Origin of the sequence: Alteromonas sp. 14N.309.X.WAT.G.H12 (assembly GCF_036697315.1) — a bacterium.
Taxonomy (GTDB): Bacteria; Pseudomonadota; Gammaproteobacteria; order Enterobacterales; family Alteromonadaceae; genus Alteromonas.
The window spans coordinates 39840-61381 of record NZ_JBAHZB010000012.1; the positions used below are offsets into that span (position 1 = coordinate 39840).

Annotated in this window: 19 protein-coding genes; 11 read left to right on the top strand and 8 right to left on the bottom strand. The window is 47.2% G+C overall.

From position 1 onward, the window contains the following. The 4 genes from V5298_RS06270 to V5298_RS06285 all read left to right on the top strand — a co-directional run. Positions 1-521, top strand: a 521-nt coding sequence (locus V5298_RS06270; protein ID WP_332930617.1) for a PstA family ABC transporter permease, incomplete at its 5' end; no start/stop codon positions are given. 8 nt (positions 522-529) lie between these two features. Continuing rightward, positions 530-1336, top strand: coding sequence for a phosphate ABC transporter ATP-binding protein PstB (gene pstB, locus V5298_RS06275; RefSeq protein WP_332930618.1), 807 nt, complete (start codon positions 530-532; stop codon positions 1334-1336). A 10-nt stretch (positions 1337-1346) separates the two neighbouring features. Then, positions 1347-2066 (top strand): phosphate signaling complex protein PhoU, encoded by a 720-nt coding sequence (phoU, locus tag V5298_RS06280; RefSeq protein WP_332930619.1) that lies wholly within the window; start codon positions 1347-1349, stop codon positions 2064-2066. A gap of 281 nt (positions 2067-2347) precedes the next feature. Then, positions 2348-3619, top strand: a complete 1272-nt coding sequence (locus tag V5298_RS06285) for an inorganic phosphate transporter (RefSeq protein WP_332930620.1) — start codon at positions 2348-2350, stop codon at positions 3617-3619. Positions 3620-3684: 65 nt separating this feature from the next. Here V5298_RS06285 and V5298_RS06290 read toward each other — a convergent pair whose 3' ends face one another. After that, positions 3685-4674 carry a universal stress protein gene (locus V5298_RS06290; protein ID WP_332930621.1) on the bottom strand — a complete coding sequence of 330 codons (990 nt, stop codon included), beginning with the start codon at positions 4672-4674 and terminating at the stop codon, positions 3685-3687. Between the two features lie 160 nt (positions 4675-4834). Between V5298_RS06290 and V5298_RS06295 the strand changes: the two genes are divergently transcribed. After that, positions 4835-5743, top strand: coding sequence for a hydrogen peroxide-inducible genes activator (locus V5298_RS06295; RefSeq protein WP_332930622.1), 909 nt, complete (start codon positions 4835-4837; stop codon positions 5741-5743). 101 nt (positions 5744-5844) lie between these two features. Then, a complete protein-coding gene (locus V5298_RS06300) occupies positions 5845-6570 on the top strand; it encodes a tyrosine-protein phosphatase (RefSeq protein WP_332930623.1) in 726 nt (241 codons plus the stop codon). A 61-nt stretch (positions 6571-6631) separates the two neighbouring features. Here V5298_RS06300 and V5298_RS06305 read toward each other — a convergent pair whose 3' ends face one another. Next, the gene (locus V5298_RS06305; RefSeq protein ID WP_332930624.1) at positions 6632-7045 is read right to left on the bottom strand and encodes a 3-phosphoshikimate 1-carboxyvinyltransferase; all 414 of its coding nucleotides are present in this window, start codon (positions 7043-7045) and stop codon (positions 6632-6634) included. A gap of 313 nt (positions 7046-7358) precedes the next feature. On the opposite strand from V5298_RS06305, the gene V5298_RS06310 reads away from it, so the two are divergent. Beyond that, on the top strand, positions 7359-8213 hold the full coding sequence (locus V5298_RS06310) for a class II glutamine amidotransferase (protein ID WP_332930634.1): 855 nt from the start codon (positions 7359-7361) through the stop codon (positions 8211-8213). A 71-nt stretch (positions 8214-8284) separates the two neighbouring features. Here the strand turns inward: V5298_RS06310 and trhA are convergent, their stop codons facing one another. Further along, on the bottom strand, positions 8285-8929 hold the full coding sequence (gene trhA, locus V5298_RS06315) for a PAQR family membrane homeostasis protein TrhA (protein WP_332930625.1): 645 nt from the start codon (positions 8927-8929) through the stop codon (positions 8285-8287). A gap of 85 nt (positions 8930-9014) precedes the next feature. Continuing rightward, positions 9015-9623, bottom strand: a complete 609-nt coding sequence (locus V5298_RS06320; protein ID WP_332930626.1) for a YigZ family protein — start codon at positions 9621-9623, stop codon at positions 9015-9017. A gap of 202 nt (positions 9624-9825) precedes the next feature. Here V5298_RS06320 and V5298_RS06325 point away from each other — a divergent pair, with 202 nt between their 5' ends. From V5298_RS06325 to V5298_RS06335, 3 genes are read left to right on the top strand one after another with little or no spacing between them, the layout of a single operon-like run. Then, the gene (locus V5298_RS06325; RefSeq protein ID WP_332930627.1) at positions 9826-11613 is read left to right on the top strand and encodes a DUF885 domain-containing protein; all 1788 of its coding nucleotides are present in this window, start codon (positions 9826-9828) and stop codon (positions 11611-11613) included. 14 nt (positions 11614-11627) lie between these two features. Next, positions 11628-12848, top strand: coding sequence for an exonuclease subunit SbcD (gene sbcD, locus V5298_RS06330; RefSeq protein WP_332930628.1), 1221 nt, complete (start codon positions 11628-11630; stop codon positions 12846-12848). Next, positions 12845-16513 (top strand): AAA family ATPase, encoded by a 3669-nt coding sequence (locus V5298_RS06335; protein WP_332930629.1) that lies wholly within the window; start codon positions 12845-12847, stop codon positions 16511-16513. The genes sbcD and V5298_RS06335 overlap by 4 nt, the downstream gene beginning before the upstream one ends. Before the next feature lie 77 nt (positions 16514-16590). Here the strand turns inward: V5298_RS06335 and V5298_RS06340 are convergent, their stop codons facing one another. From V5298_RS06340 to V5298_RS06355, 4 genes are all read right to left on the bottom strand, one after another. Continuing rightward, positions 16591-17820, bottom strand: coding sequence for an SO_0444 family Cu/Zn efflux transporter (locus tag V5298_RS06340; protein ID WP_332930630.1), 1230 nt, complete (start codon positions 17818-17820; stop codon positions 16591-16593). After that, complete coding sequence (gene zntR / locus V5298_RS06345; RefSeq protein WP_332930631.1) at positions 17817-18242, bottom strand: Zn(2+)-responsive transcriptional regulator; 426 nt, start codon at positions 18240-18242, stop codon at positions 17817-17819. The genes V5298_RS06340 and zntR overlap by 4 nt, the downstream gene beginning before the upstream one ends. 93 nt (positions 18243-18335) lie before the next feature. Next, positions 18336-19196 (bottom strand): patatin-like phospholipase family protein, encoded by an 861-nt coding sequence (locus V5298_RS06350; RefSeq protein ID WP_332930632.1) that lies wholly within the window; start codon positions 19194-19196, stop codon positions 18336-18338. 94 nt (positions 19197-19290) lie between these two features. Beyond that, positions 19291-20886 carry an ABC-F family ATPase gene (locus V5298_RS06355; protein ID WP_332930633.1) on the bottom strand — a complete coding sequence of 532 codons (1596 nt, stop codon included), beginning with the start codon at positions 20884-20886 and terminating at the stop codon, positions 19291-19293. 345 nt (positions 20887-21231) lie between these two features. Between V5298_RS06355 and V5298_RS06360 the strand changes: the two genes are divergently transcribed. After that, the coding region (locus V5298_RS06360; RefSeq protein ID WP_422653126.1) for a glycoside hydrolase family 16 protein at positions 21232-21542 on the top strand (311 nt) is incomplete at its 3' end.

Below are 21542 nucleotides of genomic sequence, written 5' to 3' on the forward strand. Positions count from 1 at the left end.
TTTCAGAGGCGCTGCCTTCACCTACCATGGGCACGCCCGGTTTATTTTGGACAGCATTAACCATGGCCATGCTCACTCTACCTGTGGTGATCGTGGCCACCGAAGAAGGGTTACGGCGGGTACCTAGCGGACTGCGGGCAAGCAGCTATGCGCTAGGTGCAACGAAAGCCGAAACCGTACTTCGTATTGTGCTTCCCATGGCGTCACCGGGTATTATGACGGGCATTATTTTGGCCATTGCCCGTGCCGCAGGGGAAGTGGCCCCGCTTATGTTAGTGGGGGCAGTAAAATTCGCGCCCAACCTGCCGGTTGATGGCGACTTTCCTTATTTGCATCTCGACCGTCAATTCATGCACCTAGGCGTGCTTATTTACGATGGGGCATTTCATAGTCAAACCGATGCGAAGGGCGCGTCCATGATGTTTGCCATCTGCCTATTATTGTTACTGGTTGTGATGACGCTTAATATTTTGGCTGTCATACTACGGGCCCGTTTGCGCAATCGATATTTGGTTAATTGAGTCTGCATATGTTAAAGCTTTTTGAGCATGAAACCCTGGATGTACATAATCTAGGTGATGAAGAAACTGCCATTAGTGTTGAGGCGTTAAGTCTGCAATTTGGCAACAAACCGGTATTGCAGGATATTAGTTTGCGCATACCAAAGCAGCGTATTACTGCGTTAATCGGCCAAAGTGGTTGCGGGAAGTCCACATTAATTAACAGTTTTAATCGTATGAACGATTTGGTGCCGGATTGTCAGTACAGTGGAAAAATATTTATCCATGGTCGCAATATTAACGATAAACGGGAGGATGTATCCCAGTTGCGTACCCAGGTGGGGATGGTTTTCCAGCGTCCGAATCCGTTTCCTATGAGTATTTACGATAATGTCAGTTATGGGCTTCGATTAAAGGGCGTTAAGGTACGACGTTACTTAGATGACGCCGTGGAACAAGCGCTGACAGAAGCGGCGTTATGGGATGAGGTAAAAGATCGCTTGTTTGATTCTGCCCGCATCTTGTCGGGCGGACAGCAACAGCGTTTGGTGATAGCCCGGGCACTGGCGTTAAAACCGGATATTTTGTTGTTGGATGAACCGACCTCCGCATTAGATCCCCTAACCACTCTGTTTATTGAAGAGTTAATGGCGGGATTAAAAAAGCGCTGTACCATCGTTATAGTTACCCATAATATGCAGCAGGCAGCCAGAGTCTCAGATTACACGGCGTTTTTGCACCAAGGACAGCTTATTGAGTATGCAGACAGCGACACCCTGTTTACCATGCCAGAATTTAAGCAAACCGAAGATTATATAACCGGTCGCTACGGTTAGGGAGATCATCATGCCAAGACAGCTCGCGTTAAATACCCATATATCCGGTAAGTTTAATATTGAACTGGAAAACCTGCGCAATTCGGTCTTGACCATGGGCGGGGAAGTGGAGTTGCAACTGGTGGAAACCCTTAAAGCAATACGCTTGAACCACGCGGGATTAGCAGAAAAGGTGATCCTCAACGATTTAAAAGTGAATGCCATGGAAATGCAAATTGATGAAGAGTGTTTGCGCATTATTGCCAAGCGCCATCCTACTGCGTCAGATTTGCGTTTGGTGATGACGGTGTCAAAAGCCATTACTGATATTGAACGGATGGGGGATGAAGTTGAACGTATTGCCCGCTTAGTCACTAAAAATAAATTGCCGTCGTCTGAAATAATTAAAAGCAGTATGTTGCAAATTGGCGAAAATGTGGTGCAGATGATGAGAGGCACTTTTGATGCCTTAGCCAGACAAGATGAAAATGCGGCCTTAGATGTGTATCAACAAGATAATGTTATTGATGCGGATTATAAAAAATTGCTGACATTTACGGCCAAAGAAATGCAAAAAAACACCGAAGATATGCAAGACTGGTTGGAACTATTATGGTCGTTACGCTCATTAGAACGAATTGGCGATCGGTGCAAGAATATTTGTGAATATGTGGTGTACCTTGCTCGCGGAAAGGATATGCGACACTCCCCACTGGAAAACATGCAAACCAAGTTAGACCAGCTAATTTAGCCCCTAGATTGTCATAATATTGAAACATTTGTCGCTAAAATGAACGAAATTTCAGAGAAATATAACGAATTATGGTGAATCGCAAATTTCCACTATGGCAATGCTTTTACATACGTTATTATGCGCCGCAGCTAAATTGGAAACGTTTAAAAAACAATCTATGCATAAAAGTCAATTATTAGTGGTGGCGGTAATGTGCGACTGCGAAAAAGATATTGTAATTTCTTCGCGCCAGATGGCGTTTTCTAGCTTAATCTGCGAATAATCCAGGAGCAAAACCTGTGGAACTTCTGCAAAGTTATGGTATGACGCTGATCATTTTGGCCGCGGTAGTGGGCTTTGTGATGGCGTGGGGGATTGGTGCTAACGATGTGGCTAATGCGATGGGAACATCCGTTGGCTCGAAGGCCCTGACCATTAAACAAGCGATTATTATCGCGATGATATTTGAGTTCGCCGGTGCCTATCTTGCCGGTGGTGAAGTAACCAGTACAATACGAAAAGGGATCATCGACCCCACTTTCTTTATCGCACGGCCGGATTATCTCGTTCTCGGTATGATAGCCTCGCTGTTTGCGGCAGGAATATGGCTTGGTTTAGCGTCCTGGTTAGGGTGGCCGGTATCCACTACTCATTCCATTATCGGCTCGATTATTGGCTTTACTGCTACCGGTGTCAGCATGGATGCCGTGGAGTGGGGTAAAGTTGGCGGTATTGTTGGCAGTTGGATTATCACACCGGCCATTGCTGGTATTATTTCCTACCTTATCTTCATCAGTGCCCATAAGCTTATATTCGACACTGCGACTCCGTTTAAAAATGCCAAACGTTATGTGCCCTATTACATGGGGGTGGCAGGGTTTGTGATGTCGTTGGTTACTATTAAAAAGGGGCTAAAACATGTGGGCCTCGAGTTATCGGCCATTAATGGCTACCTCCTAGCCATTGCCATTGCCGTATTACTTGCTGTCATAGGCCGTTATGCCATTGGTCGTATGAAATTCTCTGAAGATGCAAGCCCTGATATCCAAAGCGCAAATATAGAAAAAGTTTTTGCCATGCTAATGGTTGTTACGGCCTGTTGTATGGCCTTTGCCCATGGTTCCAACGATGTGGCTAATGCCATTGGTCCGTTGGCGGCGGTGGTGAGTGTGGTGACCTCAGGGGGCGAAATTAACGCCAGTGCGAAGTTAGCGCCTTGGATCTTACCCTTAGGTGGGCTGGGTATCGTTGCCGGCTTAGCCTTGTTTGGTCACCGAGTTATTAAGACTATTGGCCAGGGTATCACCCACTTAACGCCAAGTAGAGGCTTTGCCGCAGAGCTTGCCGCAGCCTGTACCGTGGTCATTGCATCAGGTACCGGACTACCTATCTCTACCACACAAACCTTGGTGGGAGCCGTGCTTGGGGTCGGTATGGCGCGGGGTGTTTCTGCGCTTAACTTAGGCATTGTGCGCAATATCGTGGTGTCATGGATCATCACTTTACCTGCCGGCGCTATATTGGCCATCCTGTGCTTCTTTAGTTTGAAGGCCTGGTTCGGTGTGGAATAACTTGTAGTGGGTAAATCGAAAAAAGCCGGCATTCATGCCGGCTTTTTTGTCCCGTGTTTTTATGCTTAGTGGCCGTCGTCGGGCAATCGAACTGGGGTTACAAACCCCTCGGGCTTTAAACCTACCACTGCGCACTCTAGCTGCTCGATGGTTTCTTCAGCGGTCCCCCCCATAATATAGCCGGGCACACCTAAGCGGGATAAGGTACCCAATACAATGATATCGGCACCACAGGACGATGCTGCCTCGGCAATCATTTTTCTCGGGTATCCGTGAACCAGATGGCATTGGGGGGTTAAATATTCATAGGCTTTGTCATCTAACTCAAGGCGCAGGATCCCCAGCAGGCGATCTAATTCGGTTTCCCGTTCGCTTTTGATCGCGCGCAGGTCTTGTTGCAATGCATGTTCATTGACGCTGATAAAACCATGACGCAAAATATTTTCAGGTACCGCATCAAAAACATGCACGATATGCAGCTGGGCATATTCAAGCAGGGCAATGCGCGACGCATAACTTAATATATCCAGCGCCAATTGCTTACGTATCTGTACCTCGTGCTGGGGATAGTGGTAATTAATGTCAATCGCGGCTACCACTTGCTTGTACTGGCGTGGTTGATTGCGATGAAGGATCCACACCGGACAGGGGCATTTACGTAATAGGTTTCTGTCTTCAGCACCGGTAATGCTCATGGTCAATTGATTTTCGGTAAATTTCACCACTAAATCATAGTGCTTTGACACCACAAGATGTATCACTTCAAGATACAAGTGACCTATCGCAATTTCGCCAGTTACCGGATATTGCTCGGCCCATTGGGCTACTTTTTTGTCCATCCACGACTGTGCCGTTTGGGAAAGGCTCGATTGAGACTCCAAATATTCAAATGACTGCATAATCATATTGGCATTTGGAGGTAACTCATCAAGGACCAGTAATACAGTTAATTTTGCTTGATGTTTTTTAGCAATATGCATCGCCTGCGCTACTAGCGCTTCTTGCTCATGAGTATCGTGCAACACACACAGAATATTTTTAAAATGTCCTTTCATACGGGTTTACCTAAGCAATGCGAATGTCATAGCGACAGTATAAGCTGACTTCCTGTTAGCATCACGCGCAATTGATGAAACTTTAATGACACGGTGGGGTTTGTATTTTTTTAATCATGATGCTAGATTAAAAACATAATTTCTAATCTGATAATTAATTATGAAATGGCCAAACCTTAAACATCTGTATTACTTGGTAACCTTGTATCAGGAACAACATTTTCACCGAGCGGCACAGCGTTGTAATGTGAGCCAATCGACACTAAGTACTGCTATTCAGAATCTAGAAGAGCACTTCGGCAGCCAGTTATTGGAAAGGGAACATAAAACCTTTGTGTTTACTTCCTTGGGCCTAGAAATAGTGGAACGCAGTAAGGTGATTTTGCAAGAAGCGGGGGAATTGGTTGAGTTCGCTCAAAATGCCGGAAACTGGGAAAAAGGAAAATTAAAACTGGGCGTTATTCCCACCATTGCCCCCTTTTTATTTGAAGGCATGATTGGGAGTTTTAATACCTTTTTGCCTGATATTTCCTTGGAATTGCAAGAAGATACCACGCAAAATTTATTGCAGGAACTCACCGATGGTCAGTTAGATCTGTTGATCCTTGCGTTGCCAATGCAGACGCCGGGCTGCAAACAGATGGTACTTGGCCATGATCCCTTCCATCTTGTGGCCCATGAAAGCTTAATTGATTCGCTGCCCGATCCCTTTGATATTTCTACATTGCCCAACAAAAGTATTTTCCTATTGCAACAAGAGCACTGCATGACCGGTCATGCCGTTAGTGCCTGTAACTTACAGCATCGAGATCAGGTCAGCAGTCTGGCGGCCAGCAGCTTGTATACGCTGGTGAAGTTAGCTAACAGCAAGTTAGGCTATACGTTTATACCTGAGTTGGCACTAAATCAGGACATCATTAAAAACACTGATTTAAAAGCATTGCCAGCAGAGGCCAATGCTTTTCGGGAAATCGGCCTGGTTTGGCGTTCAGGCACTACCCGTATGCGACTGTTTCGCCGTATTGGGGAGCTTATTTCGCCGCTGCTTCCGGTGTCAACACTGCGATAATTTATAGCGTTGGTGATGGGAACGGCAATATACCAATGGTTGGTGGTTTCTCTGGATAATAGGGTTACAATAACCACAACAAATAATTACGAGGAGCTATTGTGATAGATATACACAGTCATATTATTCCGGGAATCGACGACGGTGCTCGTAGTATGGATATGGCTCTTGAAATGGCGCAACAGGCCGTTGATGTTGGCGTCAAACATCTGGTGTGTACTCCCCATATACACTGGGGCACCTTTGACAATACCTTAGAGATTATTGAGCAAGGTTTTAATGATTTACAATCGGCTGTGACCGAGGCGAAGATCCCGCTTGCGTTGTCATGGGCTGGGGAAGTACGGGTCAACGAAATGGTCCCCATCTGGTTTAAACAGCAAAAACTGCCTTTTATCGGTGAGTTTAGAAATAAAAAAGTGCTGCTGTTAGAAATGCCCCACAGCAACATGCCTGCTGGCTTAGAACAATTGTTTCGCTGGTTGTTGAATGCAGGAATTCAACCGCTTATTCCCCATCCAGAAAGAAACCGAGATGTTTGGAAACGTCCGGATAAAATTCAGTGGTTACGCAATCAAGGCTGCTTATTACAAGTAACGGCCGGCGCATTTACCGGACGGTTTGGTGATAATGTCCAGCGCCTGGCAATGAGTATGTTAAAAGATCATCAAATTGATTTTGTGGCGTCAGATACCCATGATATAAAACGCCGTCCCAATGACATGGGAGAAGCCTATAATATCGTCAGTCGGTATGCGTCAAAGGATGAGGCTGATAAGCTGTTTATTCATAATCCGGGTCATATCGTGGGCGTAGAAACCCAGTAAGTGGGCACTGAGAGGTTACATTGGCGGTAGCATAACCACCGCACCACCGAGATCTGTTTGTTTAGTTAAGAATATTGGCTTTAAACCACGTCCAGATCCCCAACGAGAAATGCTCGAAAATATTAATCCCCAACGCGGATTTAATAAGATAGAGCACCAGTAAACCAAATAAGGTACTGAAGGTAACAAAAAGGGCCAGTATTAATGCCGTGGTTGCCTTGCTGATGTGCTCTTCCAAGCGAGTAAGTTCACGGCGATCTCGGCCAGCAAGAACAACAAAATAAAAACGTGAGCGCCATATGCTGATGGTCCCTCGCATATCAATTTTATGTCGAGCCCAGCTTCGTCCCCCAAGGGCTTTGTTAAGGGCAATGAGTTGTTCTTCGCTTAACGACTCGGCTACCTCGGGTGGCATTTTTTTCAGTAGCCGTGTGATTATTTTCGATTTATAAACAGGATGAGTTTGCTCAGTCACGTAACATCTCTTTTGCATTCGTTAAAAAACACCGGTAATCATACCGTAATTCGCTCACCGACAACGGCTTAGCATATGATATTAGTCGTAAAGATCGGACTGCCAGTCGTAGTGCGATAATGAATATTGAGGAGCAAGCCGACGGCAGAACATGAGTGGGTGTGCAATGGTTAATATAAACCAATGTGGGCAATAAAGCGCTTTTTTTGCATTTAACAATGTGAAAAATGTCCCGTTTAACGGCTCTTTGACATTGAATCCCCTGGTTAGGTTGGCTATGCTCCGAGAAGGTAGTAATGAACAGGAGCTGCGTGTGTGTGAACTGCTTGGTATGAGTGCCAATACGCCAACGGATCTTTGCTTTAGCTTTACGGGGCTAACCCGTAGAGGAGGAGAAACTGGCCCTCATAAAGATGGTTGGGGTGTGGCTTTTTATGAAGGTAAAGGCGTACGCTTGTTTCATGATCCGGAGCCATGTGCTACGTCACAAATCGCACAATTTGTTTCCAATTTACCCATTAAAAGTAAAACCGCCATCTGTCATATCCGCCAGGCCAATGTGGGCCATATCAGCTTGTCGAACACCCACCCTTTTACCCGGGAACTATGGGGACGTTGTTGGGTGTTTGCCCACAATGGTCAAATACCGGGTTTCACCCGGCGTACAGGGATTTATGAGGCCATTGGCGATACCGATAGCGAAGAACTCTTCTGTGATTTGATGAATCAAATACGTCAGAATCTTCCCCGAGATGCCATGCCTGAGCAATTGGCTGCAAACTTGGTGGCATTGTCCCAAGAATACGCTCGCCAAGGCGTGTTTAATTGCTTACTCAGCAATGGCGACTGGTTGTTTAGTTTCTGTAGTACAAAAATGGCCAGTATCACCCGTCGAGCGCCCTTTGGTCCTGCGTGTTTAAAAGATATTGAAGTGGAAATTGATTTTGCCGCGGAAACCACCCCAAAAGACGTGGTGAGTATTATTGCCACCGAACCCCTTACCCATGATGAAACCTGGGATGTTTATGAACGGGGAGAGTGGAAGTTATGGCAAGCCGGTGAAGTGGTGGCCAGTGGCAAAGTGGACGTGCCGGTACACAAGACTGAAAAAGCCATGGTGAGCCCGCGAAATCTGCCAGTAGACCGATGCGATAGCGCTGTTGAGTAACCGGTTAACACCCATGCCATGCCCCTAAACGCTGTGCCGATGGGTGGGGGTTAGCTGCCTGCCTTTTGCACTTAAACCACAAAGTAATAAATGGTGAAAAAATGGCAACTACAGCCACCAAGTACAAACAAATGCCAGATGACATGGGTGAAGCGTTTGGATTTGGCCATATAAAAGAACACGCCAATACTAAAACACAATCCACCAGCCAAAATAAGCCCCAAGCCTGTTCCCGGTAAGGCCAGATAGAGTGGATAGATAAGACCTAGGGCAATCCAGCCCATTAACAAATAGGTGGCGACAGAAATCTTTGGGAAACGATGTTGGGCGACTAACTTAAAGGTGACACCACCCAAGGCAAGTAGCCAAATGATTGCCGTTAAGGTTATGCCAAGCACACCGCCAATGGTGACCAACAATAAGGGCGTGTAGGTACCGGCAATGAGCAAATAGATGGCGCTATGATCAAAAAGCTTAAGTATTTTTTTGGTTTTTTGCGCTGATATTGCATGGTACAAGGTGGAGCTTAAGAACATCAGGATAAGGGTGGCGCCATAGATTGCTGCAGCGATCTCTGCCACTGGATGTTCAGCGCGCAGCAGTAGAAAAATCAACCCGACGATGGCAGCAATACATCCAATACCATGACTTACACTGTTTAACCATTCTTCGATAATAGAATAAGCGCGTGTTGCCCCAGGATGCTTATTAATCATTGGCAATAAAAAACTCCGCTGTTTTTACCCACAAATAGTTTTTCAGGGTCTCTAAGCTAAGAAAACACAATATCAGTATAGTTCCTCATTGTGTATTTTCTCCAGCTTTTACGGTTAGATGTAAACTTCCTGCATAGGCCATCAGTGATGGGGTGGCAGTGTCTGGGATGCCAATGCTGAGTTTGACGGTTTCTCCATAATCGCAGTTATGTACACAGCCTTCAACAGAGTCTACCCAATGACGGATAAATTGTTCATTGGCAAAACTCGTTTCCACCGTAAAGGTACTAAGAGACACCCGTTGTAATACGGGTAATGTGGCCATGGTTTGTTGGGCAGCCCCTGAATAGGCGCGTACTAAGCCGCCAGCACCCAGTTTGATACCACCAAAATAGCGGGTTACCACCATCATGATATTGCCCACATTTTTATGCTGCAACACATTGAGTATGGGTTTTCCTGCGGTGCCTGATGGCTCGCCGTCATCAGACATGGCCATAGTGACAGGCGTCGCCGGGTTACCTAATAAATAGGCCCAGCAATGATGACGGGCATCGGGATATTGGGCCTTTAACTCAGCCAGCATGGTCATGGCCTCGTCACGGGTTTCCACACATCCCGCGCAGGCATAGAATTTACTTTTTTTAATTTCCAGCAGTGTTTGATACCGCTGTTTAGGGACTACGTAGCTCATCTGATATAGTGTAACCTGAAATAGCGACATGAAAAATGGCTAAATAAGCCGTTGTTCGATATTGCCTTTACGGCGTATTCTCGGTGACCTTTATACCTGAGTCGCGCACGGTAACAGTGCAGGATAACAATAATATCAGGGCGGTGAGGCCCAATCAAAAGACACCTTGCTTTAAACAAGAACAAAATCAAAGAGGTAAACAGTGCAAGATAATATTAAACGAATAGGCATCTTGTTTTTCACGCTTTCGGTTATCACAGCGACATATTCTGCCTATGGCGCCCAAGATCCTACGCGCCAAAGATCATTAGATGTGGATGACAAATTCACTGCCATCTACAGCGATGAATGGGCGTGGCGTAAACACACCCTGAGCATCGATGAGAACACTGATGTACGAAGCGTACCTCGTGCCTTGCCGGATGTGAGTAAAAAAGTGCAAGAGGAGCGTTTACACATGTGGCAACAGGTATTACAAGATCTTAATACCATTCCCGTAGCGGCTTTGTCGGCAGAGAATCAAACAAATTATGCGGTATATCGGGCACAAATTGAAAACCTCATCGCAGAGCAGAAATTTCGCACCTATGAAAAACCTTTAATTGGCGATACCGCGTTTTGGAGCGATCTGACTTACCTATCGAAAAAAACCTTTACCCGTAAACAGGAATTTGAGAACTACCTGGCCTGGCTAAAAGATATGCCGCGGTATTTTGATCAGCAAATTGTGAACATGGAACAAGGTTTGGCGCGTCAGTTTACGCTGCCTAAAATTTCATTGGTTGGGCGAGAAAAATCCGTTGAGTCGGTGGTGCAGGCCAAGGGGGATGACAATGTGTATTTTGCGCCCTTTACTCGCCTTCCTAAACGATTTTCCGCCCAGGAGCGCCAAAGACTGTTGGAACAGGCCCGCAATGTGATTAATCACGATGTGATCCCTGCCCACCAAAAATTATTGACCTTTCTCGTCAATGACTATATCCCCAATGCACAGCCCTCCATCGCTGCCATCGATTTGCCCAATGGCAAAGCTTATTACGAGTCGCAAATTCGAAAATACACCACGCTGGATTACAGTGCTGAGAAAATTCATCAAATCGGTTTAAAGGAAGTAGCGACCATACGGGAGCGCATGTATCAGGTTATGGATGAGGTGGGCTTTGACGGTGACCTCCATGCCTTTTTGCATTTTTTGCGTACCGACCCCCAGTTTTATGTGGATACGCCCCAGGACTTGCTCGACAGAGCGGCCTGGATAGCCAAAGAGTTTGATGGGGTTGCGGCGGATTGGTTTGGCCGTTTACCGCGAGCGCGTTTTGCCATTGAACCTGTACCCGATGATATTGCGCCTTTTTATACCGCCGGCCGCGGTGGTCCGGGGATCTATTTGCTGAATACCTATGATCTTCCCTCTCGCCCTCTCTATTCGTTACCGGCGTTAACCCTGCACGAGTCGGCGCCTGGTCACGCCTTTCAAATGCCACTGTCCTTGGAAAATGAGGAGATCCCAGCGTTTCGTCGGGAGTCCTATGTGTCGGCCTTCGGTGAGGGCTGGGCACTGTATACCGAAAAACTCGGCGAAGAGATGGGCCTTTACCATACCCCGTATGAAATCTTTGGTATGTTGAGTTACCAAATGTGGCGAGCCGCGCTATTGGTGGTGGACACAGGCATTCATGCCAAGGGATGGACACGCAAGCAGGCGCAGCAATATATGCAGGACAATACCGCCTTGTCGATTCATGAAATTGCCACCGAGGTTGACCGTTATATCGCGTGGCCAGGACAAGCATTGTCTTATTACCTAGGTGAGATGACCATCTTGTCTTGTCGCGAGCGTGCTCAAAAGGCGTTGGGCGATAAGTTTGATATTCGTCATTTCCACGACACGATTTTGCATTTAGGTTCTGTGCCCTTAACTGTACTTGAAAAACGCATTGATGACTTTATTGCCCAAGGGGGTCCGTCACCCTATGCATCGACGCACTAATAATGAGGGGTGGGATGAAACTGTTACATACCTCAGACTGGCATCTTGGTCAGAGCTTTTTTACCCAAAATCGTAGACACGAACATCGTCAGTTTCTTACCTGGCTACTTGGGGTGGTAAAGCAACATGAGATTGATGTGGTGGTGGTGGCCGGGGATGTGTTTGATACCGCTACGCCGCCAAGCTATGCCCGTGAATTGTACAATCAGATTGTGGTGGAATTGCAGAGCCATGCTTGTACGTTGGTGGTATTAGGCGGCAATCATGATTCAGTCTCTGTACTGAATGAAAGTAAGTCTTTACTATCATGTTTGAATACTCATGTGATTGCATCCTGTGCTGAGGATGTGACGGAACAGGTGGTGGAGATCAAACAGGCCGACGGTACCGTGATCGGCCTGATTTGTGCCATTCCTTTTATTCGTCCTCGGGATGTCATCCACAGTGAAGCCGGACAAAGTGGCGAAGATAAAAAAGCCCTGCTTGGCGAGGCTATCAAGCAGCATTATGCGGCGGTGTTTGAAGAAGCGCAAAAAAAACGGCGCGCTTGGGGCGCTGACATTCCCATTGTGGCGACTGGTCACCTTACCGCCTTAGGGGTAACCCAATCTGACAGTGTCAGAGAAATCTATATCGGTACCCTTGATGGCTATAGTGCGGATAATTTTCCGCCCGCCGATTATATTGCCCTAGGCCATATTCATCGACCACAACGGGTAGGGAAAAGCGAGTATATCCGTTATAGCGGTTCGCCTATTCCGTTAAGTTTTGATGAGCTCGGTAGTAACAAACAGGTGATGATAGTGGCTTTTGATGGAACAAAACCCACCCTAAGCGCAGTGGAAATTCCACGCTTTCAGGCTATGGCGGTGATGACTGGTGATTTAACTGACATTGAAGCCCAATTGGCACAAATCAGTGACACTGACGATGCCATTTGGTTATGTATTGAAGTAACCACACAAGGTTATTTGCCCGATTTGCATCAGCGAATACAAGAGATGGCCGAGAACAAACCGGTGGAGATCCTGCAGTTGCGTCGGGTGCAAGCCCACAAAGATACCACCCTACAGCAACAACACGAGGAGCAGCTTGCAGAGCTTACGCCCCAGGACGTGTTTGAACGTCGTTTAGCCTTGATGCCGGAAGAGACGGATAAGGCCCTTCGTGAGCGGCTGCGTTCGAATTTTCAAACAATTATGCAAAGCCTGTATGAGGAGCCGGAGGGAGAATGAGGATCCTCTCGTTACGTCTTAAAAATCTGAATGCACTAAAAGGGGAATGGAAGATAGATTTTACCCAATCTCCCTTTAGTGAAAATGGCCTGTTTGCTATTACCGGGCCTACCGGTGCCGGAAAAACCACCTTGCTGGACGCTATTTGTCTGGCCCTTTATCACCAAACTCCCCGTTTAGGCCAGATCTCAAGTACGGCCAATGAAATCATGACCCGGGGAACGGCAGATTGCTTGGCGGAAGTGACCTTTTCCGTTAAAGGGAAGGCTTACCGGGCTTTTTGGAGTATGCGTCGTGCCCGAGGTAAGGCCGATGGAAATCTGCAACCGGCACATGTGGAATTAGCAGAAAGTGAAAGTGGCAAGGTACTGGCTTCGCAGATCCGGCAGAAAACCGATGAAATTGAAGCCATTACCGGGCTGAATTTCGCCCGTTTTACTAAATCCATGTTGTTGTCTCAGGGGGATTTCGCCGCCTTTTTAAACGCCAATGAAAATGACAGAGCGGAATTACTTGAAGAACTAACGGGGACAGAAATCTACGGCGATATTTCCAGACGGGTGCACGAAGAATACAAAGCGGCCGAGCAGCGCTTACTGCTTCTTCGGGGTAACAAAGAGAATGTTCACATGTTAACCGATGAGCAACGGGGGGAAGTACAAAGCACCCTAGAACAAACCCAAAACGCCCTCGAAGAGATAAGAAGGGAGCTTGCAAGGTATCAGCAAGGGATTAACTATTTTGATACCCAAGGGCAAAGGCAACAAGATTGTCAGCTTGCCGACGAGCAGCTTGTGCAGGCTAAGGAGGCCATGGCTGCTCACCAAGATGAACTGACACGTCTACAGCGCGGTGAACCCGCCGAACAACTGAGGGCACGTTGGCAACAAAAAGGTGATATTGAGCATCAATACGCGCAAAAAAAAGCGCAAACAGAGCAACAACGTCAGCACTTTTACCATGCCCAAACAAAGGTACAGGACGCAGAAGCGCAAAGAAAACGTGCCAGTGATGAGTTAAATGACTATCAGTCGAATGCCGAACCCCAGATCCAGATGATTCACCAGCAGGTGGTGCCCCTTGATAGGGAGATTGCCCGTCTTAAGCAGGAAATCGACCGGGCGCAGACTACCATTGATGAAAAACAACGGGCGTATCAACAGCATCAGCAAGCATTGCAGGAGAATCAAAAATGTTTGGATGATGTGGATCAGCGTCTGGCCGAGCATGCTAATTATTTACAAACCCATAGCGATGATGAGTCCTTATCGGCCTTATTAAGCGGGTGGCGGGGGCAAGTCAATAGCCTTGTTCAGCACACGGCAGAACTGCAAACCTTAGAGGCGAAAATAAACGCAGGCCAGCAACAATATCATTCCTTAAACAGCGCGCTTAACGTGGCCAATGCTGAGTATGAGCGGGCAGATACGGCATTGAAAAATGCCCAAGGTAAGCGGGATCAATGTGAACAGGCCCTTAGCGCTCTGTTAAAAATACAAGATGAGCAGGCAGTGGAATCGGAACTTAACCGTATCGAAAACCTGCTCTTACCCCTGACCAAAGCTAAATCGATTCAGTCTCAACACCAGCAACAACAGATTAAAGCCAAAGGACTCGCTGACAATCTTGCCAAGGATGAAGAGGCACGACAACAGGCGCAAAATCGTCGGGATGCCCTGCGTGAGCAATGGCGACAATACAATCAATCACTGCAGGATCTGGTTCGCCTTATCGATCAGGAAGGCCAACTTGCGGCTTATCGTGAAGCCTTGAGTGAGGGCGAGGCGTGTCCATTATGTGGTGCCACGTCTCATCCTGCCCTTGCTTCTATGGCGGTGGATGTGCCACACACGGTGGCGCGCAAACGGGCCATGGAAGAAAAATTACAACAGGCTGAACAGCAGGGCCGTGACGCCGCTGGGCAGTGGGAAACATTAGGGGCGCGTATTGAGCAACACCAACTTGCCCTTGGCCAGCTTCATCAAGAGCAAGAAAGTACCCTATGCCAATGGCAAGAGGTGATCACCCAACTGGGTTTAGCCATCAGTATTGATGATAGTCAGGGGCTAGAGGCCTTCGATGGAACGCTGGAAACTCAGCGCGGCGCACTACAAGCCCATCGCAGTGCATTACGTAAGGGGGCCAATGAGGTTAAACAAGCCAGCAAAGCCCTTGAACAGCAGCATCAGCAACGCAGCGAACGTTCCGATACACTACGTAAACTAGAAAGCGAGATAAAACAAACTGCCAGCGAACTTAAGCATAATCAAACCGCGTTAGATCACCATGGTGATGCCGTTAATGCCATCAAAGAACAGCTTGCCGAGGAAGCTCGAAAGATTAATCAACCTATCCCTGAAAGCGATCTTGTCTCTTGGCTCAATGCACTACAGAGAAAAAGTGAAGCCTGGCACACCAAGCACAAACAGTGGGTAGAACAAAAAGATATCCGCCGTGACCTAGCGGAAGATAAAGCACGGATTGAAGCTACCCTTAACAGCAGTCAGGCGGGATTAAGGGAAGACGAGAAGGCGTTAGCAGGGCGCAAGGTAGCAATGAATAAGGCGCTGGATACTCGGCGTGCACTACTCGGTGATGTGGATACCACCGAAGCACTCACCAAGTTAACTGACACCTTGGAAGAGAAAAAGCAGGCATTGGAAAGCGCCCAGCAGGTTTACGCAGCTTGCAGCGAAAAGTACATTGAAGGGAAAAGCAAAAAGGAAAATGCTGAACAGACATTACTCGAGTTACAAAAAACACAAAAGCAGATAAACCAGACATGGGAACAAGAAAGACAAGGGCAAGGGTTTGATGACGATGAGACCTTTTTAAAGGCATTACTGCCGTCTAGCGAACGGGAAAATCTCACGGCCCTTAAAACCCGTTTGGAAAAAGCGGTTAGCGACAGTATGGCTTTGCAACAAAAGGCGAAAGCCCAATTACAGCAATGGCAAACCGGTACCTTGGCCGAACAATGGCAGCAAACTGAGGTGGAGGCCCTTAAAGCCGCCTTAGCGGAGGTTGAACAAAAGCGAGATACACTGCTTGAAGACAAGGGAAAGTTGTCAGCGAGTTTGCGCCAAGATGATGATTTTCGCCGCAGATATCAGTCGATATTAGCCGAAATAGCAGAAAAAGAAGCACACTTTGATGATATTGCCGCCCTGCATGGCCTTATTGGGTCGGCGGATGGTCATAAATTCCGTAAATTTGCCCAAGGGCTAACACTGGATAATTTGGTGGTGCTGGCTAATCGTCAGTTACAACGCTTACATGGCCGTTATCGGCTTACTCGTCATGCGGGGGAGGGATTAAGTCTTCGGGTTATTGATACCTGGCAGGGGGATATTGAGCGGGATACCAAAACCTTGTCTGGTGGTGAGAGTTTTCTGGTAAGTCTAGCCTTGGCACTGGCCTTGTCTGATTTGGTTAGCCACAAGACCAGTATTGATTCTTTGTTCTTAGATGAAGGGTTTGGCACCTTGGACGCCCAAACGCTGGATATTGCCCTTGATGCTCTCGATAACCTTAATGCATCGGGCAAAATGATCGGCGTGATCAGTCATATTGAAGCCATGAAAGAGCGGATCCCTGTGCAGATACGGGTTAATAAGCGCAGTGGCTTAGGCTTAAGTGAGTTAGACAAACAATACGCAATCTAGGCAGACGAATCACCTTGATGGTTAAGCACGACGCCTTATTCAGCGAGGTGCTTAACCCGGGTTTTTCAAACGCGCCTTTAGTGGCAAGACGTGGCGGTGTTTTTAGTCGTTGCTGTTCTTTTGCTCAGGGTGTGTAAGATATTTTTTATGATCAATCCTGCCAGCACAATACCGCATAAAGTATATAAATGCCCCACGGTTTCGCCGTGATGATGCCCGGAAGTGGGATGGGCGATAAACGCGGACAAGGAAAAGGCGTCCACAGCATAGTTAAGTAAGTAGCCAAGCCCAATGCTGGCTGTGGTAATACTAAATACATACAACACCAGCGAACGCTTACCTAATTCTTTGCCAATCATGCCCATGGTGGAGACATTGGTGGCGGGACCGGCCAGCATAAAGACCAAGATGGCACCGGGTGAAAGACCGGCGGACAAAAAGCCCACGGCCAGAGGCGTGGATGCGGTGGCGCAGATGTACATGGGCACACCAATTAACGCCATCACCAGCATGGCAATAAAACCGTCTCCCCATTGGGTTAAAAAGGACGTCGGTACCCAGGTCTGGATGACAGCGGCAAGGGCCAAACCGATAAGGAGCCACAGGGTAATATCTTGCAGTAATTTACCGGTGGAAAACTGAAAAAGGGTGACGATTTTAGCAAAAAAGGGCGTTTTTGAGTCCGCATCCTTTTCGGTGGATGTATTTGAGCAGCATCCCGAGGTTTGGGCTGTTTTTTCCGGAGCCTTTTTAGATGAACAACAGGAGACGGGTGTTACCGCTTCTTTCTTAGGGCTGGAACCACAGCATGATGTGCTCGGTGCGCTGGCTGGAGCGCTTTCACCGCATTGGGTGGTTGTGGCAGCTGCCTTGGGTTGTACTTTAGGCTGATCGAGATCCGCAAAAAACTTCACCATCAGTCCGGTATAAATTGCACTAAAAATGGCTGCAATGGGTCTGATGATGGCAAATAACGGGCCTAACAATGCGTAGGACACGGATACCGAGTCTACCCCCGTCTCGGGTGTTGATACCAGAAAAGAGACGGTGGCGGGTTTTGATGCCCCACTTCGACGTAATCCCAGCGCGGCAGGAATGACACCACAGGAGCATAGGGGCAAAGGTGCGCCGATCACCGCGGCCTTAATAATCGCGCCGACGCTGTTATCGCCCATGTGTTTTTGCAGCATGGAGACAGGTACCAGCTCGTGCATGATACCGGCAACCAGTAATCCCATCAGTAGCCAGGGCGCAGACTCAATAAACAAGCCTATAAAGTTATCGAGTAAAAGGGTGATGTCTGTCATAGCGGGGTATCCGAATTCAAGAGTTGCAAGATAGTACAGTGCTGAGAGCTATGGGCACCGCCGTCACAAGCAACGGCGAGCTGCTGTAACGAATGACGTATTTTATCCAGTTCAGCGATTTTTGCTGATACCTGATCAATTTTGTCCAAGGTGACATTTTTGACCTCTTCGCAGGTATGGGCGTCGGGGTGAAGTTTAAGGGCCATTAGCTCAGCGATCTCATTCAGGGTAAAGCCTACGGCCTTAGTACGTTGTATAAAACGTAACTTTTCCAGTTCTTGCTCAGAGAACCACCTGTACCCAGATGCGGATCGACTGTGAGGCGCGATGAGCCCCTTTTCTTCATAAAAGCGAATGGTGTCGACGCTAACGCCGGCAAGTTTTGCCAATTCACCTATTTTATATAACTGCGTTTTTTTCATGATGCAGACTTTAAACCCTAGAGTAAACTCCAGAGTCAAGTATGCACAAAGAAAAAAAGGAAAAAAAGTACATTGTCCGCCCGAAATTGGGAATTAATTGTGTTCTTGTTGCAACTGACGATGGAGTTTGGCAGGTAAAAAACGCAGGGTTGTTTGATAACCGGTATCAAATAACCCTTGTTTATCCGTTGTATCGGCGTTGAAATCCACCGCGGAAACTTCACCGGTATCCACCAGGATGGTGCGTTGCCAAAATTCAGCGTGAACGTATTCTCGGGACAACGCAGACATAAAGGTACGGGCCAGCAAGGTCAGATAAAGGGGCAGCACAAATCGTCGTCGTTGCTGGGTTAACGACTCTTTCTTTTGTTTGCTTTGTAAGCGGAAACACACCGAGAGGGTTCCGTCACCTTGCCAGTCGCGGAACAATGCATCTTCCGATAAAATCGCGCCATCCACCAAAAGCTTGTCTTCATAGGGGCGAGAGGCAAACACCAAGGGAATGGACATAGAAGCCCGAACCGCCGCGGAAACTTTCACCTCTGGTGTGTTTTCTTTATCGAATAACACAGGCCCACCGCCGTTGACGTCCGTTGCCAGAATATGCAGCTGAATGGGCAATGCTGCAAAGGTGATCCCTTCGAGGAGATCATCAAGCCATTTTTCAAAACGATCTCCTGAAGCCAGTCCGCCTTCCCGTAATAAACGCCACAAGGAAAAGTCAGCAAACTGGCGAAAGTCCGTTTCAAGGGCGAGGGATTTCATTTTATCCAGGGAAACCCCTTTAGCAAACAAGGCGGCAATAATCGAGCCTCCGGACACCCCCACGATGTGTTGGCATTCAATATTGAGTTCCTGAAGGGCTTGCAAAATACCGATATGGGCGGGTAAGCGGGTGCCACCGCCGGCCAGAATGGGGACGATTTGTTTGGGGCAGGGGGACAACTCTGGCATAACCACTTACTTAAACGAGACTTGCCATAGAGCTTAGTTCACACAGGGCTAATATGACAACTAAGTAATTGTCTTTAGCCTTGGCTTTCATATTCTACGCGGCACTTTCACAATGGGCGAGAAATTCGTCGTAGGTGCCTTCAAAAACGTTTAATTTGTTGTTTTTAATTTCGATGATCTGGGTGGCCAGCGTAGAGACAAATTCGCGGTCATGACTGACAAACACAACGGTACCGTCGAAACTCTCCAGTGCCATATTGAGCGCTTCAATGGATTCCATATCCAAGTGATTTGTGGGTTCATCCATAATGATCACATTGATGTCTTGCAACATGAGCTTACCGAATAATAAGCGGTTTTTTTCTCCACCTGAACAAACCGATACTTTTTTATTAAAATCGTCAGAGCCGAACAGTAAACGCCCTAACATGGCTTTTACTTGTAAGTCATCATGTTTTGGCCCGCGCCATTGGGACATCCACTCAAACAAGGTGAGATCATTGGCAAATTCAGCAGAACTGTCCTGAGGAACATAGCCAACGGCGGCATTTTCGGCCCATTTTACCGTGCCTTCATTAGCCTGGATTTCGTTGGTTAAACATTTTAATAAGGTGGTTTTACCAGCACCGTTTTCACCGATAATGGCCAGTCTTGAGCCTGCTTCCAGCAGTAAGTTGCCGTCGTTGAAAAGAGGGACGTCAGGATAGCTATGACCCAGTCCTTCCAGCGTAATAGCCAGCCTGTGTAGTTTCTTGTGTTGTTTAAACAGAATATAAGGCTTACGGCGGCTGGAGGCTTTGATTTCTGTCAGCTCGATTTTTTCCAGGCGTTTGGCTCTGGATGTGGCTTGTTTCGCTTTTGATGCATTAGCCGAGAAACGGGCGACAAATTTTTGCAGCTCTTCGATCTCTGCCGATTTTTTCGCATTTTCTAAATGCAATTGTTGCTGTGCCATGGCGGAGGCTTCGGCAAAGGCATCATAATTACCGGGGTAAATCCGTAGCTCACCGTAATCAATATCGGCCATATGGGTGCAAACCGCATTTAAAAAGTGGCGATCGTGCGAAATAATGATCATGGTGGATTTACGCTTGTTCAGCTCTTCTGCCAACCAATTAATGGTGTAGATGTCGAGGTTGTTGGTGGGCTCATCCAGTAACAGAATATCGGGGTTGGCAAACAAGGCTTGGGCCAAGAGTACCCGCACTTTTCTACCCGGTGCCACTTCTTTCATTAATCCGAAGTGATAATGTTCATCGATGCCGGCAGCAAGTAAAATATCGCCAGCTCTAGCTTCGGCGGTATAACCGTCCATTTCCGCAAACTGGGTTTCAAGATCCGCCACACGCATGCCGTCTTCTTCGCTCATATCCGGCTTGCTATAGATGGCATCCCGTTCATTTTTGACTTCCCACAAGGCTTGATCGCCCATGATCACCGCATCGACAACCGAATACTCTTCAAAGGCAAACTGATCCTGGTTCAATATGCCCAGTTTCGTGCCGGGAGCAACAGAAACATTGCCGGCACTCGGGGTAAGCTTGCCGCTTAAAATTTTCATAAAGGTGGATTTACCGCAGCCATTTGCACCAATTAAACCGTAGCGGTTCCCGTTTCCGAATTTGGCAGAAATATTTTCAAACAGTGGCGACGAGCCAAATTGCATGGTGATGTTGGCAGTGGTAATCAAAACAAAATCCCGAATGTTAAAAGCAGAATAAAAAAAGCGCAGCGTTTATGCGATGTGGCCGCGCAATATAAAGAATCCGGCGCAGCCTGTCGAGGAGTATTTGGTTAAAACAGCATCAGCTAGGTGATCTTTTGTTATGGAAGATTAATCCCCTGCAGTTTGTAAAGTTATTGTTATTAAATATGATTCAAATGTTGATTTTTTGGTCACTCTATCTTAATTTTATGTAAGCGCTTTCATTTTGATGGCTTTTATTTGGCTTATATTTGTAAGCGCTTACATTTGTGACCGTGGGATCTACGGTAACGACTGACACTCAACAATATTGGTTCAGGACGAATTACAATGACGAAAAATTTTATTCAAATAACGAGGATAGCGGCGGCGATATCGGTTACATCACTGTTTGGTTGCGGGGAAAGTGCAAAGACCTCAACGGATGTGGATGGGATTGACATCTCACAACCCTCCGGCTGGGAGCTGGTTTGGCATGATGAGTTTGAAGGTGGTGCTATCGATGAGAATTACTGGACGTATGAAGTGAATTGTGACGGTGGTGGGAACAATGAAGCCCAATGCTATACCGACAATGAAGAAAACGCTTTTGTGGACGAAGGTATATTGAACATCGTTGCCCTTCCAGCAGAAGAAGGGGC